Origin of the sequence: Nocardiopsis sp. NPDC006938 (genome assembly GCF_042869555.1) — a bacterium.
Classification (GTDB): domain Bacteria; phylum Actinomycetota; class Actinomycetes; order Streptosporangiales; family Streptosporangiaceae; genus Nocardiopsis.
The window spans coordinates 7,590-24,509 of the sequence record NZ_JBIAGA010000001.1 but is presented as its reverse complement, the minus strand read 5'-3'; the positions used below and the strand labels follow the sequence as shown (position 1 = coordinate 24,509).

General features: G+C 70.0%; 15 protein-coding genes and 1 tRNA gene. 9 read left to right on the top strand and 7 right to left on the bottom strand.

Translation table 11 applies throughout. The features are described from left to right. Window positions 1–41: 41 nt before the first annotated feature. Entirely contained in the window at window positions 42–749 is a 708-nt protein-coding gene (locus ACFYL4_RS00115) for a maleylpyruvate isomerase N-terminal domain-containing protein (RefSeq protein ID WP_387515921.1), read from the bottom strand. Between the two features lie 164 nt (window positions 750–913). Here ACFYL4_RS00115 and pyk point away from each other — a divergent pair, with 164 nt between their 5' ends. Then, window positions 914–2,347 (top strand): pyruvate kinase, encoded by a 1,434-nt coding sequence (gene pyk / locus ACFYL4_RS00110; protein ID WP_357768910.1) that lies wholly within the window; start codon window positions 914–916, stop codon window positions 2,345–2,347. Window positions 2,348–2,547: 200 nt separating this feature from the next. On the opposite strand, the gene ACFYL4_RS00105 is transcribed toward pyk, so the two are convergent. Beyond that, window positions 2,548–3,519 carry a DUF1266 domain-containing protein gene (locus tag ACFYL4_RS00105; protein ID WP_357768912.1) on the bottom strand — a complete coding sequence of 324 codons (972 nt, stop codon included), beginning with the start codon at window positions 3,517–3,519 and terminating at the stop codon, window positions 2,548–2,550. Window positions 3,520–3,776: 257 nt separating this feature from the next. Then, a complete protein-coding gene (gene bla / locus ACFYL4_RS00100; RefSeq protein ID WP_387515268.1) occupies window positions 3,777–4,700 on the bottom strand; it encodes a class A beta-lactamase in 924 nt (307 codons plus the stop codon). A 136-nt stretch (window positions 4,701–4,836) separates the two neighbouring features. Between bla and ACFYL4_RS00095 the strand changes: the two genes are divergently transcribed. From ACFYL4_RS00095 to ACFYL4_RS00085, 3 genes are all read left to right on the top strand, one after another. Beyond that, window positions 4,837–5,703 carry a LysR family transcriptional regulator gene (locus ACFYL4_RS00095; protein ID WP_357768916.1) on the top strand — a complete coding sequence of 289 codons (867 nt, stop codon included), beginning with the start codon at window positions 4,837–4,839 and terminating at the stop codon, window positions 5,701–5,703. Next, complete coding sequence (locus tag ACFYL4_RS00090) at window positions 5,700–6,587, top strand: serine hydrolase (RefSeq protein ID WP_387515266.1); 888 nt, start codon at window positions 5,700–5,702, stop codon at window positions 6,585–6,587. Before ACFYL4_RS00095 ends, ACFYL4_RS00090 begins: the two co-directional genes overlap by 4 nt. A 63-nt stretch (window positions 6,588–6,650) precedes the next feature. Further along, window positions 6,651–7,109: a VOC family protein gene (locus ACFYL4_RS00085; protein ID WP_387515264.1), complete on the top strand. Its 459-nt coding sequence runs from the start codon at window positions 6,651–6,653 to the stop codon at window positions 7,107–7,109. A gap of 40 nt (window positions 7,110–7,149) precedes the next feature. On the opposite strand, the gene ACFYL4_RS00080 is transcribed toward ACFYL4_RS00085, so the two are convergent. After that, entirely contained in the window at window positions 7,150–7,947 is a 798-nt protein-coding gene (locus ACFYL4_RS00080) for a transcriptional regulator (protein ID WP_387515262.1), read from the bottom strand. An 86-nt stretch (window positions 7,948–8,033) separates the two neighbouring features. Then, a tRNA-Leu gene (locus tag ACFYL4_RS00075) sits at window positions 8,034–8,119 on the bottom strand. 146 nt (window positions 8,120–8,265) lie between these two features. Here ACFYL4_RS00075 and ACFYL4_RS00070 point away from each other — a divergent pair. The 5 genes from ACFYL4_RS00070 to ACFYL4_RS00050 all read left to right on the top strand — a co-directional run bounded on the left by ACFYL4_RS00070 (window position 8,266) and on the right by ACFYL4_RS00050 (window position 13,458). After that, a complete protein-coding gene (locus ACFYL4_RS00070; RefSeq protein WP_387515919.1) occupies window positions 8,266–8,835 on the top strand; it encodes an ANTAR domain-containing response regulator in 570 nt (189 codons plus the stop codon). Between the two features lie 319 nt (window positions 8,836–9,154). Beyond that, window positions 9,155–10,720, top strand: a complete 1,566-nt coding sequence (locus ACFYL4_RS00065) for a branched-chain amino acid ABC transporter permease (protein WP_387515260.1) — start codon at window positions 9,155–9,157, stop codon at window positions 10,718–10,720. Window positions 10,721–10,732: 12 nt separating this feature from the next. Continuing rightward, window positions 10,733–11,734, top strand: a complete 1,002-nt coding sequence (locus tag ACFYL4_RS00060; RefSeq protein ID WP_357768925.1) for a branched-chain amino acid ABC transporter permease — start codon at window positions 10,733–10,735, stop codon at window positions 11,732–11,734. Next, the gene (locus ACFYL4_RS00055) at window positions 11,724–12,605 is read left to right on the top strand and encodes an ABC transporter ATP-binding protein (protein WP_387515257.1); all 882 of its coding nucleotides are present in this window, start codon (window positions 11,724–11,726) and stop codon (window positions 12,603–12,605) included. Before ACFYL4_RS00060 ends, ACFYL4_RS00055 begins: the two co-directional genes overlap by 11 nt. Then, window positions 12,598–13,458, top strand: a complete 861-nt coding sequence (locus ACFYL4_RS00050; protein ID WP_387515255.1) for an ABC transporter ATP-binding protein — start codon at window positions 12,598–12,600, stop codon at window positions 13,456–13,458. Before ACFYL4_RS00055 ends, ACFYL4_RS00050 begins: the two co-directional genes overlap by 8 nt. A 67-nt stretch (window positions 13,459–13,525) precedes the next feature. Here ACFYL4_RS00050 and ACFYL4_RS00045 read toward each other — a convergent pair whose 3' ends face one another. Both ACFYL4_RS00045 and ACFYL4_RS00040 read right to left on the bottom strand, forming a co-directional pair. Next, entirely contained in the window at window positions 13,526–14,761 is a 1,236-nt protein-coding gene (locus ACFYL4_RS00045; RefSeq protein WP_387515253.1) for an ABC transporter substrate-binding protein, read from the bottom strand. Between the two features lie 432 nt (window positions 14,762–15,193). Further along, window positions 15,194–16,462, bottom strand: a complete 1,269-nt coding sequence (locus ACFYL4_RS00040; RefSeq protein ID WP_357770079.1) for an ABC transporter substrate-binding protein — start codon at window positions 16,460–16,462, stop codon at window positions 15,194–15,196. Window positions 16,463–16,920: the final 458 nt, after the last annotated feature.

Here is a 16,920-nt window from a genome sequence, read left to right as displayed (position 1 = left end):
GCCGCGAACGCGGGTCGGCCCCACCGCCGTCCGGCAGCGGGTCAGCCCAGGGCGAGGAAGCGGACCCCCGCCGCCTCCAGCGCCGCCCGGTCCACCGGGGAGTCCGATCGCCCGGTCACCGCGCGCACCGCCGCCGAGGCACCCCCGGGCCCGGCCAGGTCCGGCAGCACCCGCCGCAGCTCGCGCGGGTCCACCGCACCGAACACCACCCCGTGGACCACCTCCACGGCGGCACCCGCCGTCCACGGCTCCCGGCCCAGCGCGTCCGCCAGGTCCCACCCGTGCAGCACCGTCTCCACCACCCGCGTCACCAGGAAGTCCGTCAACAGCATCGGGTCGCCGTGCCGCGTCACGATCCGCCGGTCCGCAGACTCGTCCGCCAGACGCCGCCCCAGGGCCCGCCACGACTCCCGCAGCACCCGTCCCGGCTCCGCCGCGTCCTCACGCCGCGCCGCCCGCTCCACCGCCCCCTCCACCCGGGCCGCGTTCACCTCCGGGGAGAACCGCACCTCCGGCACGTAGTACCCCGCGGCCGACACGAGGGGCTCCGACACGCTCGGTGCCTCCCCCTCCAGCGCCACCATCACCTGGTGCAACGAACCCACCGTGTGCACCGACAACGCGGCCACATCCCACGGGACACACCGTGTGGGCAACACCACCTCCGTCTCGGAGAGTCCCAGCAGGACCTCCTCCAACGCCGACACCTCCGCCGCCAGAGCGGACTCCACCGCGAACCGATCGAACACCGGCACACCCCTTCCCTCGGACACGAACACGGCCCCCGGGGCCGCGCCCACATCCAACACCACTCACGCAGGGTGACCGAGTTCGCCCCGACTCCACCTCAGATACGTGTATTCGCAACCTGGTTTAGACCACTCCATCCCCCGGACGCTCTAAAGTGATAGACGTGACACGTCGAGCAAAAATCGTTGCGACCCTTGGCCCCGCCACATCGAGCCCGGAGACACTCCGGCGCCTCGTCGACGCGGGCCTCGACGTCGCCCGTCTCAACCTCAGCCACGGAACCCACGACGACCACCGCGCCAGCCTCGCCAACCTCAGGCAGGCCGCGGCGGACGCCAACCGAGCGGTGGGGGTCCTCGCCGACCTCCAAGGTCCCAAGATCCGTGTGGGAACCTTCCCCGACGGCCCCGTCGAACTCGCCGCCGGAGACGAGTTCACCATCACCATCGAGGACGTGCCCGGTGACGCCCAGCGCGTCTCCACCACCTACAAGGGCCTCCCCGGCGACGTCCGCCCGGGTGACCGCGTCCTCATCGACGACGGCCGCGTCGTGCTGGAGTGCACCAAGACCACCAGCACCGAGGTCCACACCCGCGTCGTCTTCGGCGGCACCGTCTCCAACCACAAGGGACTCAACCTCCCCGGAGTCGCCGTCAGCGTGCCCGCCCTCACCGACAAGGACGAGGCCGACCTGCGCTGGGCCCTGGCCCAGGGCGTCGACATGGTCGCCCTCTCCTTCGTCCGCAGCCCCGCGGACGCCGAGGAGTGCCACCGCATCATGGACGAGGAGGGCGTCACCGTCCCCCTCATCGCCAAGATCGAGAAGCCCCAGGCGGTCGAGCGCCTCCAGGACATCATCGAGGTCTTCGACGGCGTGATGGTCGCCCGAGGCGACCTCGGCGTCGAACTGCCCCTGGAGAACGTCCCGATGGTGCAAAAGCGCGCCGTCGAACGCTGTCGCGACAAGGCCAAGCCGGTCATCGTCGCCACGCAGATGCTCGAGTCCATGATCAGCGCGCCCCGGCCCACCCGGGCCGAGGCCTCCGACGTCGCCAACGCGGTCCTCGACGGCGCCGACGCCGTCATGCTCTCCGGCGAGACCAGCGTGGGCCAGTACCCCATCGAGACGGTCGAGACCATGGCGCGCATCGTCAGCGCCGCCGAGCAGGAGTCCCTGCGCGCCTCGCACATCCTCAACCGGGTGCCGGAGACCACCGGCGGCGCCATCGCCCGCGCCGCGGCCGAGATCGGCGCCACCGTCGGCGCCAAGGCCCTGGTCGCCTTCACCATGTCCGGTGAGACCGCCCGGCGCCTGGCCCGCTACCGCTCACCCATCCCGCTCCTGGCCTTCACCACCGAGGCCGACACCCGGGGCCGTCTCTCCCTCACCTGGGGAACCGAGAGCAACCTCGTCCCCTGGGTCGACAACACCGACGACATGGTCCGCCAGGTGGAGAGCGAACTGCTCCAGCTCGGCGACTACCACAAGGGTGACAAGGTCGTCATCGTCGCCGGAAGCCCGCCCGGAACCACCGGTTCCACCAACTCCCTGCGCGTCCACCGACTCGGCGACGCCGTCGCCCTCGGCAACGGCTGACCGACGCGTGAACGGGCGCCCCGAGCGGGCGCCGACCGACGGGCCGCATCAGGTCCGGCCCGGGGGAAGGCGTACTGAGCCGCGCCGACCTCTCCGGGCCGACCGGTGCGGCCGAAGTCGTGTCCGGGGCCGTAGACCGGGGGAGTGGCGCACCGGGAAGGGCCGCGGGGGAGCGGTCGAACCGCCGGAAGTCCGGGGGCCTACTCCTGGGTGGTGGAGACCCCGCCCTCGAACGTCACCCGGTCCAGCGGCATGTCCCACGGCAGCAGGTTCCACGGGCTGCGCGGGTCCTCGTCCAACAGGCCCAGCGCCACCCACACACGGTCGGCGTCCGGACGGTCGTCCTCCACCGGGTCGTCGTCCACACCCTTGTCGGGCCACAGCAGGTACCCGGCGTGGAAGGCCGTGGACAGCTGTCCCCACGACGAGTACCGCCGTTGGAGGTCGGAGGCCACCCGCCGCAACAGCGTCTGCGTCTCCACCGGGCTCAGCCAGTCCAGCGTCGCCCCACCGCACGCCAACCGGATGACGTGCACCGACTTCCACCACTGGTAGGCGCCGATGATCACCGTCTCGTCACCCTCGTCCACGCCCGTGACCGCGCGCAGCCGGGCCACCTGCTCCGGGGTCAGCTCCACCGTCTCGCCGGTGTCCAGGCCGCCCTGGTCCAGGGGGAGGCGGGAACGGGCCGTACCCGTACGCAGGTCCACCGCGAGGTCCAGGCTCGGGCCCTGGTGCAACCCGGCCCAGAGGGTGTCCACGGCCGCCAGCAACGACTCGCGGTCCACCACCGACCACTGGCGTTCGAGCATCCGCCGGTAGCGGCGGCGCAGGCTCGGCCGCGCCACCACGTCCCAGGGCTCGGCCAGCGCGACCCGGAAGGGGGCGGCCGCCGCGGCCGCCCACCGCTGCGTGCTCAACGGGGCGTCGGGGTCCTTGGTTCGGATCGCAGGCGACTCGCGCGAACCCACCACCAGTTCGGCGAAGGAGCCCGCGCCCAGGGCCGCCAGGGGCAGGAACGACCAGCCGGGCAGGTCCACCGCGACGAGCAGGACCACCAGCAGCGCCACCGGGGTCCACAACCACGGCTGCCGCCGCCGGGAACCCCAGGCCACCACGACCCAGGCCCCGATCACCAGCGCGCCGATCACCCCGGCCACCGCGGTCAACAACCGTCGCCCCTCTCTCGCTGCGAGCCCGATCCGACCGGGCTTTCCGACATCAAGGATCAGGGACGGGTCGGCTTTCCGGCGACCGAACCCACGGGTTGTGCTCAGGTTGTGGCCGTGATGTGACCGGTTCGGCCCGCTTGCGGCTACATAAAGTGACAAAAGGCCTCTTTGGGGGCGAATGGGTTGGGTAGTTACAGAGGTTCTGGCCGACCTGCCCCGACCCGACCAGAACCCCCGCGACACCCGCCGGACCACCCCTACCCCAGGGCCTCCACGACCACCTCGGCCGCCTCGGCGACCAACGCGTCGTCGTACTCCGCATCCTCGACGTCACGGCTCGACAGCACGGCCAACACGATCGGGTCGCCCTCGCCCCCCTCGGGCCACAGCACCGCGATGTCGTTGCGCGTCCCGTGACCCCCGCCACCGGTCTTGTCGCCCACGACCCAACCGTCCGGCACACCCGCGCGGATCAGGTCATCACCCGTCGTGTTCCGCACCAGCAGGTCCACCAACACCTCACGACGGTCCTCCGGCACGACCTCGCCCAAGGCGAACGCCTCCAGACTCCCCGTCAGGGCCCGCGCGGTGCTCGTGTCGCGCTCGTCACCCGGAACCGCCTCGTTGAGTTCCGGCTCCCACCGCACCGGATTGGTCACCTCGTCACCGGTCAACTCCTCCAACGCCGAACCGAACCCCTCCGGGCCACCGATCTCCTCCAACAACAGGTTCGCCGCCGCGTTGTCGCTGAACCGCACCGTCGCGTCGCACAGCTCCAACAGCGACATCCCCGACTCCAGGTTCTCCTCCACCACCGGCGAGTGCGGCACCAGCACGCTCTCGTCGAAGGTCACCACCCGCTCCATCTCCTCCAACGAGTTCTCCGACAGCACCACCCCCGCCAGCAGCGCCTTGAACGTCGAGGCGAACGCGAACCGCTCATCCTCCCGGAACGCCACCTCATCACCCGACCCCGTGTCCAACGCGTACACACCCAACCGCGCGTCGAACTCCTCCTCCAGAGCCTCGAACTCCGCCACGAAGTCCACCGTCACCGACGCCGACTCCGCCGAAGCGCCCGCGCCCCCCTCACCCCCGGCCGCGCCACACCCCACCACGGGCACCAGCGCCACTGACGCGACGAGACCGCGCCACCACACACCGCGCACAGAAAAGCTCACAACAGCCCCCAAAGGAACACGAATCAGAAGAGGTACGAACCAGAACCGGCCCGCCCCCGCAGTCTCACCAACCACCACCCATGCTGTCCAAGACACCAATGGCCACTTCCATGCGATTCCGGCATAACCTCAGACCATGGACCTCGTCGGAGCCTGCACCGCCTTCATCCACGTCAGCGACCGAGGCAGCTTCACCCTCGGAGCGGCCGCCGCCCGCATCCCCCAACCCGTCGCCAGCCGCCGCATCGCCGCCCTCGAAAAACACCTCGGCGCCCCCCTCTTCGACCGCACCACCCGACGCGCCACCCTCACCCAGTTCGGCCACACCGTCCTGCCCACCGCACGCCGACTCGTCGACCTCGCCCACACCCTCGAACACGACGCCGCCCAGGCCCGGCGCACACCCCTGCGCCTGGCCGTCCCCACCACCTGCACCACCCACGACCTCGCCCGCCTCACCGCGCGCGCCCGCGCGCACGACCTCCACCTCGACCCCCACCCCGCACCCCCCGCCCAACGCGACGAACTCCTCCACACCCGCCAGGTCCGCACGGCACTCACCGCCGTCCCCCGCGACCAGGCACACTGGACCGTCCCCCTCGGACTCGCCACCCACCACCCGCCCCACGCCCGCACCCACTACCTCGAAACCCTCCGACCCCACCGCTACGACACCGACCCGCCCCGCCGACTCTGGCTCCAACCCGAGGACGACACACCTCACATCCGCGACCCCCTCACCCACACCGGAGACACGCTCGGCCTCCACCCCACCCAGATCGCCCGCGCCGCCGACCTCACCACCGCCACCGCCGAAGTCCTCACCACCCACGACCTCCTCCTCTGCTCACCCCGCCAGGCCGACGACCTCGACCTCCACTGGCGCCCCATCGGAGAGATCCAACCCACCCGCACCTACACCGCCACCGGAGAACAGGCCGAGACACTCCGCACACACCTCCACCCACACGTCGCCCAATGCCTCGGAGCGCCCACCCCGTGATCACCCAACGACTCCGGACCGAACTCGAACAGGCCGGACTCCAGGCCTCCCTCCTGGTCCGCGACCTCAACACCGGCCACGAGATCGGCATCGACCCCGACACCGAGTACGCCACCGCCTCACTCGTCAAACTCCCCCTCGCCCTCGCCACCCTCCAACGCCTCCACCAAGGGGAGATCGACGGCGCCACCCCCGTCCGCGTCCCACCCGACGGCCCCACCACCGGACCCCTCGGGCTCGGCCGCTTCCGCCACCCCGCCACCGTCGCCGTCGACGACCTGCTCTACCTCGCCCTGTGCGTCAGCGACAACGTCGCCGCCGACGCCCTCTTCGAACTCACCCCACCCGCCCACGTCACCGACATCCTGCGCGCCCACGACCTCCACGGCATCACCGTCCGCCACCGCGTCCGCGACCTCAACCAGACCCCCGCCGAACGCCTCGCCCCCGACGAGACCCACCTCGCCCACACCCTCGCCATCCAGGCCGCCAGTGCCGGGCGCGGCCACCGCATCCCCCAACTCGACGTCACACGAGCCAACTCCGGATCGGCCCGAGCCCACGTCGACCTCCTCCAAGCCGTCTGGAGGCCCACCACCATCCACCCCGACACCGCCGCCCGCCTGCGCTCGCTCATGGCCGACAACGTCATCCGCCACCGACTCGCCCCCGAGTTCAGCACCGACGCCAGCACCTGGTCCTCCAAGACCGGCAGCGTCCTCAACCACCGCCACGAGGTCGGCGTCGTCGACCACAGGGGCGGCGAGGCCTACGCCATCGCCGCCCTCACCGCCTCCTCCGTCCCCGCCCGCCACCAACCCGCCGCCGAAGCGCTCATCGGACGCGCCGCCCGCACCCTGCGCGACCATCTGCGCGCCTCCTGAGCCAGACCCGAAACTGACGTGGCGTAGAAGCACGGCTGACCAGCCCGGACGTAGCGTTGACGCATGCTCACTCAGATCGCCATCCACGCCGTGACCGTTCTCGACCAGGACGAGGCCCTCGACTTCTACGTCGGCAAACTCGGGTTCGAGGTCGGCGACGACGTCGACATGGGGTTCATGCGGTGGCTCACCATCACCCTGCCCGCCGACCCCGAACGCCACATCCTCCTGGAGGTCCCCGGACCGCCCGCCCAGGACGAACAGACCGTCGCCCAGCTCCGCGAACTCCTCACCAAGGGCGCCCTCGGCGTCGCCGCCATCATCAACACCGACGACTGCCGGGCCACCTACGACACCCTGCGTTCGCGCGGAGTCACGTTCACCGAGGAACCGACCCAGCAGCCCTACGGCATCGACTGCGCCCTGCGCGACCCCTTCGGCAACCACCTCCGCATCACCCAGCCCACACCGATGCAGGAGATCACCGAGGAGGACATCCAGCGCTGGCGCGGCGAGGGGTGAGACGCGTGTCCGGGCCCGCGCTCACCGCGCGCGGGCGCCTTCAGTACTTGGGCCCGACGAACGCGTCCATCCGCGCCACCGCGTCCTTGCGGGAGACCGAGACGACGTGCCTGTCCCGGTAGCGCGGTTCCTGCTTGATCACGTGGACCTTCCACGCGATGTCCAGCCGATCCAAACCCCTGGTGAGGATGTGGATGATGTCCGTCGACGCGTTCGTGAAGTGGTAACGCGGGTACTCGTAGTAGTCCGCTTGGCCGTCTGCTGACTGCGTCTTCTTGCGTATTCGATTGGTCACCCGGCAACCGTCCGAGTGGATGAGGCCACGTATCAGGGCCTCGGGGTGCTCGTCCACGATGGTCTTCTGCCACGGCTCCAAGACGATCGGACGGGAGTGCTTCGGGCCCTTACCCCTCTGGGGGAAGACGCACGGCCAGTGTTTCGACGTGGACTTGACCTCGGTAGCGCCCTCCCGCTGCACCTTGAAGACCGATACGGGGTAGACACGGGCGAGCGCGGTCTCGCACTCCGCCTTGAGGCCGGGCCAGGTGTCGGAACAGATGATGGAGAGGTAGTAGACGCCCTTGGAGATGGCACCGATGTAGCCGTCGCCGAGATAGAGGCCGAGGAGGTAGGAGTAGGCGGGGGCGTCGAGCTGTGCGTCGTCGCACCTGGGGCAGTAGGCGGTACGCTCCGCGTCCTTGGCCCGCGCCCTGCGCGTTCCGTTGATCCAGTGGGTGACAGCCTTCTCCGACACACCACAGGCGCGAGCGACGTACTGGTTGCTCCAACCGAAGCGGTGGAGGGCGAGAGCCTTGTCAACGATCTTGCGTGAGTACATAGCGTGCATGATTGCTCACGCTTCGGACATTCTCCGGAAGGGGGCTCTGGGCAGCAAAAAAGCCGCCCGGGGGCGGCTGTGCTGGCTGGTGCCGGAAGTGGGATTCGAACCCACACGTCCTTGCGGACGGGGGATTTTGAGTCCCCTATGTCTACCATTCCATCATTCCGGCTGGTTTGTCCGGTTTGCCTGTCCGGAGTTCCGGGGGCGTCGCTCGGTCAACGGTGGAGTCACGATTGACGCGCATTGCCGGGGCCAACGGTCAGCATACTAGCGGATCTCGGTAACCTCGTGTACGTGACGAGGACGCAGAGCCGTGTGGTGATCGCGGAAGACGAGGCCCTGATCCGCCTGGATCTCAAGGAGATGCTCGAGGAGGACGGCTATGCCGTCGTCGGGGAGGCGGGCGACGGTGAGGCCGCCATCCGGCTTGCCCAGGAGCTCAAACCCGACCTGGTGATCACCGACATCAAGATGCCGGTGCTCGACGGTCTCTCCGCTGCCGAGCGCATCGCCGCCGAGCGCATCGCGCCGGTCGTGATCCTGACCGCCTTCTCCCAGCGGGAGCTGGTGGAGCGGGCCCGCGAGGCCGGGGCCATGGCCTACCTGGTCAAGCCGTTCAGCAAGTCGGACCTGGTTCCGGCGATCGAGATGGCCACCTCCCGCTACGCCGAGCTGGCGGCGCTGGAAGCCGAGGTCGGCAGCCTCCAGGACCGTCTGGAGACGCGCAAACTGGTGGAGCAGGCCAAGGGGCTGCTCCAGGCCCGCCACGGCATGAGCGAGCCCGAGGCCTTCCGTTGGATTCAGAAGAACTCGATGGACCGCCGACTGACCATGCGCAGGGTCGCCGAGACGGTCGTGGAGACCCTCGGGGGACAGTCCGGCTAACGATCCGATCCCCGGCCGACCGAACTGGGGCCGCGCCCGTCCGGGCGCGGCCCCTTCGTGTGTCCGTTCCCGGAAACTGTGTACGGATGGGCAGGTTACGGCTCCGGAACGTCGACACCTGTTCAGCGTCAACGCGTATCCCGTACCGGTTTGATCTCGGTTGCGCACGATGGGGTGACGGTTGGATCACGTGGCTTAAGCGGCACTGAATGACTGGCATAAATGGGGCTAAACTCACCGCACCGAACAGCTAAAGGACAGCGGAGCCCGTATGCCCCCCATTCGGGTTCCGCCGACCTCAGATGCGCAAGGAGCGCGCGTGCGCACACGCCTCGTGACCGTGTTGCTCGCCCTGATCACCGCATTCCTGGTGATCCCCGGGGCGGCGGCGACGGCAGACGAACAGGGCGGTGAGTCGCTGCACGGTCAGATCGGTCAGCCGGACGACCGGGACCAGGGTGTCGAGGGCATCCTGATCACGGTCTTCCAGGGTGAGGACGAGATCGATGCGGTGGAGACCGACCCTGATGGAAAGTGGGAAGTGGGGTTGCCCGGACCGGGCGACTACCGCGTAGTGGTGGACCAGGAGTCCGTCCCCAGCGAGTTCGCCGTACGCGAGACGTCCCTCATGGCGGACGGTGTGGCCGAGGTCGACGTCGAGCCCGGGCAGCAGAGGCTCCTCCTCGTCGGACTGGAGTACCCGGGCGACTCGGCGGGGCAGGGTGAGAGCTCCCCCTCCCCGGACGCCGAGGCGTCCGACGAAGCCGAGGAGGACGCGGCCGCCGACGACGAGTCGGTCGCGGTCGAGGGCGTCAGCGGCGGGTTCGGTGAGCGCTTCGTGCAGCTTGCCGCGGCCGGTCTGCTCTTCGGTCTGGTCATCGCGGTCTCCGCGATCGGCCTCTCCCTGATCTTCGGTACGACGCAGGTCATCAACTTCTCGCACGGTGACATGGTCACCTTCGGCGCGATGATGGCACTGCTGTTCAGTACCGGCGCCGCGGGGCTGGGCAACTCCCTGCTGGCGATCTTCGCCGGGCTGGGGATCGCCGTCCTGTTGGGCGCGCTCCTGGAGGACCGGCTCAACCGGACGACGCTGATCGTCCTCCAGTGGTCCTCGGTCTTCGGCGGCATCGCCCTGGGGACGCTGATGGGCGTCATCGGTGACGGCTTCGACTGGCAGGTGCCGCTGTGGGCGGCCGCCGGTATCGCGGTCGTCATGGGCGCGGTCCTGGGCGGCACGATGGAGCGCTACCTGTGGCGCCCCCTGCGCCGGCGCAACGTCGCCCTGATCCAGATGTTCATCGTCTCGATCGGTCTGGCGCTGGTGCTGCGGCACGTGCTGCTGGTGCTCTTCGGCGCCAACCGGCGCCGCTACGCGGGCTTCCAGGTGCAGGAACTGGTGCATATCGGCCCGATCTCCATGCCTCCGCGCGACCTGGTGATCATGGCCGTCGCGGTCGTGGTCCTGGTGCTCGTGGCGTGCATGCTCCAGTTCACCCGCATCGGCAAGGCGATGCGCGCGGTCTCGGACAACCGGGACCTGGCGGAGTCGTCGGGCATCGACGTGGACCGGGTGACGCTGTACGTGTGGTTCCTGGGCGGCGGTCTGGCGTCCCTGGGCGGTGTCCTGTTCGGCCTGAACCAGGTCGTGGACTACGAGATGGGCTTCCGTCTGCTCCTGCTCATGTTCGCCGCGGTGATCCTGGGCGGCCTGGGCACGGCCTACGGTGCGATGGTCGGCGGTATCGCGGTCGGCCTGGTGGCGATGCTGTCCACCCTGTGGTTCCCCGCACAGCTCATGCAAGCGTGGGCTCTGGCCCTGATGATCCTCATGCTGCTGATCAGGCCCCAGGGTCTGCTCGGTCGGCGCGAGCGGGTCGGCTAGGAGAGGTAGACGATGGATATTTTCTTGATCCTCGCCGAGTCCGCCCGATCCGCGGTGGGACCGGTGGCCGCGATCTACGCGCTGGCCGCGATCGGCCTGAACATGCACTTCGGCTACGCCGGGCTGCTGAACTTCGGTCAGGTCGGGTTCATGCTGGTGGGCGCCTATGGCGTGGGTATCAGCGTGGCGGTGTTCGACCTGCCGCTCGCGGCCGGGTTCCTGGTGGGCCTGGCCTGCGCGGTGGTGTTGGCGCTGTTGTTGGGTATTCCGACGCTGCGGTTGCGGGCGGACTACCTCTCGATCACCACGATCGCCGCCGCCGAGGTGCTGCGGCTGGTGTACCGGGCCGGTTTCGCCGAGCCCCTGACCAACGGTGTGTACGGGCTCCAGAACCTGTCGGCGGAGTTCCGCGGTTGGAACGAGGCGTTGGGGTTGTTCGACCCGGGCGCCCGGTACGGGGTGGGCGCGCTGTCGTTCACCGGCAACCACATGTGGCTGATGACGGTGACGTGGGGTCTGGTGGCGCTGATGGCGGCGCTGACCTGGGCGTTGATCCACAGCCCGTGGGGCCGTGTGGTGAAGGGCATCCGCGAGGACGAGGACGCGGTGCGCAGCCTCGGCAAGAACGTCTTCGCGTACAAGATGCAGGCGCTGGTCCTGGGCGGTCTGATCGGTGCCCTGGCCGGTTGCATGATGGCGGTGCACCAGGGCGCGATCGCGCCCGACCAGTTCAAGCCGCAGGTGACGTTCTTCCTGTGGGTGATCCTGCTGCTGGGCGGTGCGGGCCGTGTGCTGGGGCCGATCGTGGGTTCGATGGTGTTCTGGTTCCTGATGAACTTCACGGACAAGCTGCTGCGCGGGTTGGGCAGTGAGGGTTACCTGCCGTTCCTTCAGGGGCCGGACTTCGGTGCGATCCAGTTGGCGTTCGTCGGTCTGCTGCTGGTGCTGCTGATCGTGTTCCGGCCGCAGGGTCTGATCGGTGACCGCAAGGAGATGTTGATCAATGTCAAGTGACGAGGTGAACGCCTCCGAGGCGGCGGTCGAGGTCGACCGGATGGCGGGGGCGGTGCCGGAGCCGGGTTCGGCGAAGGCCGACCCGATCCTGGTGGCCGACGACGTGAAGCGTTCGTTCGGTGGTCTGACCGCGGTGGACGTGCGGCACCTGGAGGTGCAGCGCGGGACGATCACGGCGTTGATCGGTCCGAACGGCGCGGGCAAGTCGACACTGTTCAACCTCCTCACGGGGTTCGAGCGGGTGGACGGCGGACAGTGGTCGTTCGAGGGCCGGGGCATCAACGGCCGCCGGGGTCACCAGGTGGCGCGGGCCGGGATGGTGCGGACCTTCCAGTTGACCAAGGCGCTGACCCGGATGACGGTGCTCGACAACATGCTGTTGGGGGCGCCGGGTCAGACGGGCGAGCGGATGGCGGGCGCGTTCCTGCGGCCGGTGTGGGGCCGTCAGGAGAAGGCGAACACCGAGAAGGCCCTGGACCTGCTGGAGCGGTTCAAGCTCATCGACAAGCGCCGCGACATGGCGGGCGCGTTGTCGGGAGGTCAGCGCAAGCTGTTGGAGATGGCGCGGGCGCTGATGACCGATCCGAGCATGATCATGCTGGACGAACCGATGGCGGGTGTGAACCCGGCGTTGGTGCAGTCGTTGCTGCACCACATCACGTCGTTGCGCGACGAGGGCAAGACGGTCCTGTTCGTGGAGCACGACATGGACGTGATCATGGGGATCAGCGACTGGATCGTGGTGTTGGCGCAGGGGCAGGTGATCGCGGAGGGCCGTCCTTCGGACATCCGGTCCAACCAGCAGGTGATCGACGCCTACCTGGGTGCCCAGGACGTCGAGGGTGAGACCCAGGGGAGTGGCGATGAGTGAGGGCAGCGGCGGGGTCGGCCCGGCGCCGGACGAGGTCCCGGTGGAGGCGGAGGAGGCCGCCGCCGTGCAGGAGCACCGCGAGGAGGTGTTGGAGCACGCGCGGGCGGAGTCGCTGGAGGTGGGTGGTCCGGACGACTACCTGCTGTTGGCCAGGGACCTGGTGGCCGGCTACGTGCCTGGTGTGAACATCCTGAACGGGTGCACGCTGACCCTCACCGAGGGTGAGGTGGTGGCGATCATCGGTCCGAACGGCGCGGGTAAGTCGACGCTGATCAAGACGATCTTCGGCCTGATCCCCGTGCGCGAGGGCGGTCTGACTCTGCGGGGTTCCAGCATCGCGGGGTTGGCGGCGCACTCGTTGGTGGAGCGGGGCGTGGGCTACGTCCCGCAGACGCGCAACGTGTTCCCGTCGCTGACGATCGAGGAGAACCTCCAGATGGGGGCGTTCCTGCGGCCGAGGTCGTTCGCGGAGCGGTTCGAGGTGGTGGCGGGGCTGTTCCCGCTGCTGGCGGACCGTCGCCGGGCGAAGGCGGGGTCGTTGTCGGGTGGTCAGCGCCAGATGGTGGCGATGGGCCGGGCCCTGATGATGGACCCGTCGGTGCTGTTGTTGGACGAGCCGACGGCGGGGTTGTCGCCGATCTACCAGGAGGAGGTCTTCCAGCGCGTGAAGGAGGTCAACGCCGCCGGGGTCTCGGTGATCATGGTGGAGCAGAACGCGCGGCGGTGCCTGCAGATCTGTGACCGCGGCTACGTGCTGGACCAGGGCCGGAACGCGTACACGGGTTCGGGTCGGGAACTGCTGAACGATCCGAACGTGATCGAGCTGTACCTGGGGACGCTCGCCAAGGGCTGATCGGGGTGTGTGTGGGGGGCGGGACCCGTGTCGGGTCCCGCCCCTCGTCGTGTGCCGGTCGCGGGGGTCAGTCGTTGGTGTACTCGATGTACTCGAGGATCTCGTAGCCGTCGTCGCCGAAGTGGAAGACCTCGAAGGTGGCGGAGGTGGGGTCGCCGTTGTCGTCGAGGTCGATGTCGCCGCTCATGCCTTGGTAGTCGATGGGTTGGCCGTCGGCGAGGAGGTCGCGGCACTGCTCGAAGCCGGTGCACGCGGTGCCGTGCGGGCGGGTGACGTCGGCGATGTGTCCGACGTACTCGGCGGGGTCGACGGTCCCGGCGGATTCGGCGGCTAGGGCGATGGTGGTGACGCAGTCGAAGATGTGCGGCGCGAACTGGAAGACGTCGAGGTCGGGGTCGAAGGCGCGCAGGCCCTCGTTGAACTCGGGGTTGTCGGCGCTGGGGGCGACTCCGGTGGTGCCGGTGACGGCGCCGGTGGAGGTGGCGCCGACGCTCGCTTCCAGGTCGGGGTCGTTGAGGCCGTCGGTGAGGTAGAACTGGCTCTCGGTCCCGCTCTCGATGAGGGCGGCCATGAGCTGCGTGCCCTCCTGGAAGGAGATGAGGGCCACGGCGTGGGCTCCGGAGTCGGCGGCCGCGCTGATGACGGCGCCGAAGTTGGTGGCGTCGGGGTCGTAGGTCTCGCTGAGGACGACGTTGGCGCCCAGGGCCTGGAGTTCGGTCTCGACGGCCGTGAGGTAGCCGTTGCCGTAGTCGTCGGCGCGGGCGATGACGGCGACGTCGAGGTGTCCGTCGTCGACGATGCGGCGCGCGAGGACGGGTCCGGCGAGGAGGTCGCTGGGCGCGGTGCGGAAGAAGTAGCCGCCGTCCTCGACTCGGGTGAGGTCGGGGGCGGTGCTGGAGCCGGAGCACTGGGCGATGCCCGCCCCGGTGACGGCGGGGTGGCTGGCCCGGGTCATCACGGAGGCGGCGGCGCCGATGACGGCGTTGACGTCGGCGGAGACGAGGTCGTTGGCGGCCTGTGTGGCCTGGGCCGCGTCGCCGGCCTCGTCGGCGATGACGGGCGGGGGGACGGGGGCGCCGAGGATGCCCCCCGCGGTGTTGATCTCGTCGATGGCGTAGTTGACGGCCGCGGTCTGGGCGGGGCCGAGGAAGCTGAGGCTGCCGGTCTGGGGGTAGAGGAGTCCGAAGGTGAATTCGTCGCTGTCGGGGGTGTCGGGGCCGGTGCCGAGGACGTCGCCGCAGGCGGTGAGGGTCAGGGCGAGGGTCAGGGCGGCCGCTGGGAGGGCGAGGGGCCTGTGGGGCATGTGGGGCGTCCGTTCGGGTGGCGTGGAGCGTCCGGGGGGTGGGGACGCGCGGGCGTCGGGCCCCGGGGCGCGTGTGCCGTGGCGCGTGGTCCGTTCCGTGTACGACGAGGCACGGCGCGCGGGGTGCGGCCGTGCCGGGGTCTCGCGGTGGTCGGGGCGGGGGTGGGACGGGGCCGGGGGTGGGGGGGGGGGGGCCCCCCCCCCCCCCCCGGGGGGGCCCGGGGGGGGGGGGGGGGGCCCCCGGGCGGGGGGGGGGGGGGGGGGGCGGGGGGGGGGGGGGGGGGGGGGGGGGGGGGGGGGGGGGGGGGGGGGGGGGGGGGGGGGGGGGGGGGGGGGGGGGCCCCCCCACCCCCGGACGGTTCGCACGGTGTGCGGTGGGCGGCGCCGCTCGGCCGGGGTGTGGTGGCCCGTGGCGGGGCGGGTCGTCCGTGGTTACTCGTTGACGGAGTACTCCTCGAACCCGAGGGTCTCGTAGCCGTCGTCGCCGAAGTGGAAGACCTCGAAGGTGGCGGAGGTGGGGTCGCCGTTGTCGTCGAAGTCGATGTTGCCGCTGGTGCCCTGGAAGTCGATGGACTCACCGTCGGCGAGGAGGTCGCGGCACTCCTCGAAGGAGCCGCACGCGGTGCCTTCGGGGCGGCTGATCTCGGGCAGGTGCTCGACGTACTCGGCGGGGTCGACGGTCCCGGCGGACTCGGCGGCCAGGGCGATCGCGGTGACGCAGTCGAAGACCTGCGGCGCGAACTGGAAGACGTCGAGGTCGGGGTCGAAGGCGCGCAGGCCCTCGTTGAACTCGGGGTTGTCGGCACCGGGGGCGACGCCGGTGACGCCGGTGATGACGTCGGGGTCGTCCTCGTTGACGGTGGTGCCGAGCTCGGGGTCGTTCAGGCCGTCGGTGATGTAGAGCTGGTCGCCGGTGATGCCGGACTCGATGAGTTCGGCGATGACCTGGGCGCCCTCCTGGAAGGAGATCAGGGCGACGGCGTCGGGGTCGGCGTTGGAGACGGAGTTGACCACGGAGTCGTAGTTGGTGGCGTCCGGGTCGTAGTTCTCGGTCGCGACCACGTTCGCGCCCAGGGCCTCCAGTTCGGCCTCGACGGCGCTGCGGTAGCCGTCGCCGTAGTCGTCGGCGCGGGCGATGACGGCGACGTCGAAGGCGCCGTCGTCGACCATCTGGCGGGCCAGGACCGGACCGGAGAGGAGGTCGCTGGGCGCGGTGCGGAAGAAGTAGCCGTTGTCGTCGATGTCGCTGAGGTCGGGCGCCGTGTTGGAGCCGGAGCACTGGACGACGTTGGCGGAGGTGATGGTGTCGTAGCTGGCCTGCGTCATGGCGGAGGCGGCGGCGCCGATGACGGCGTTGACGTCGGCGGAGACGAGGTCGTTGGCGGCCTGGTTGGCCTGGGCCGCGTCGCCCGCCTCGTCGCCCTCGACGATGGCGGGGACCTGGGTGCCCAGGATGCCGCCGGCGTTGTTGATCTCGTCGATGGCGTACTTGGCGGCGGTGATCTGGGGCGGGCCGAGGAAGGCCAGGCTGCCGGTCTGCGGGTAGAGGATGCCGAAGGTGAACTCCTCGCCGGAGCCGCCGTTGCCGTCGTTGCCGCCGTCGGCGCTGTCGCCGCCGGCGTCCCCGTTGCCACACGCGGTGAGCCCGAGCACGAGGGCCGCGGTTGCGGCAGTGAGGCTCAGGAACTTCTTGCTTGCCATGTTCGTGGTCACTCCGTTCAACCGGCTGTTCTGCGCAGCCGTGCCGATTGTGCTGTCGCGTCCTGTTGCCCGTTATGTGTGGCATGACTTCATCAGGAGCGTTAGCGGAGCTTAATCCGGTATCGGGTGCCTGCGGAAGCGGCGGGGGGCCGTTGCGTCTCAGTCGCCTTCTGCTCGTTATGACTCTGTAGCCGGGTGGCTGGTGGTGACTGGACGAGTGCCGCGTGTGCTGTGGGGTGGAGTGGCTGGTTGTCGCGGTTCGGGGACGAGGCGTGTCGGTTCGTCCAGCGAGCCGGGGAGACGGGCTCGGGCGTTAGACGAGCTTCACGCCAAACCCGGGGTCGGCTAACGGCGGCGGGGGGGGGGGGGGGGGCCCCCCCCCCCCCCCCCGGGCCCCACAGCGGGGGGGGGGGGCCGCCCCGCGGGGACGGGGGGGGGGCAGCAAAAGGGGCCGCTGG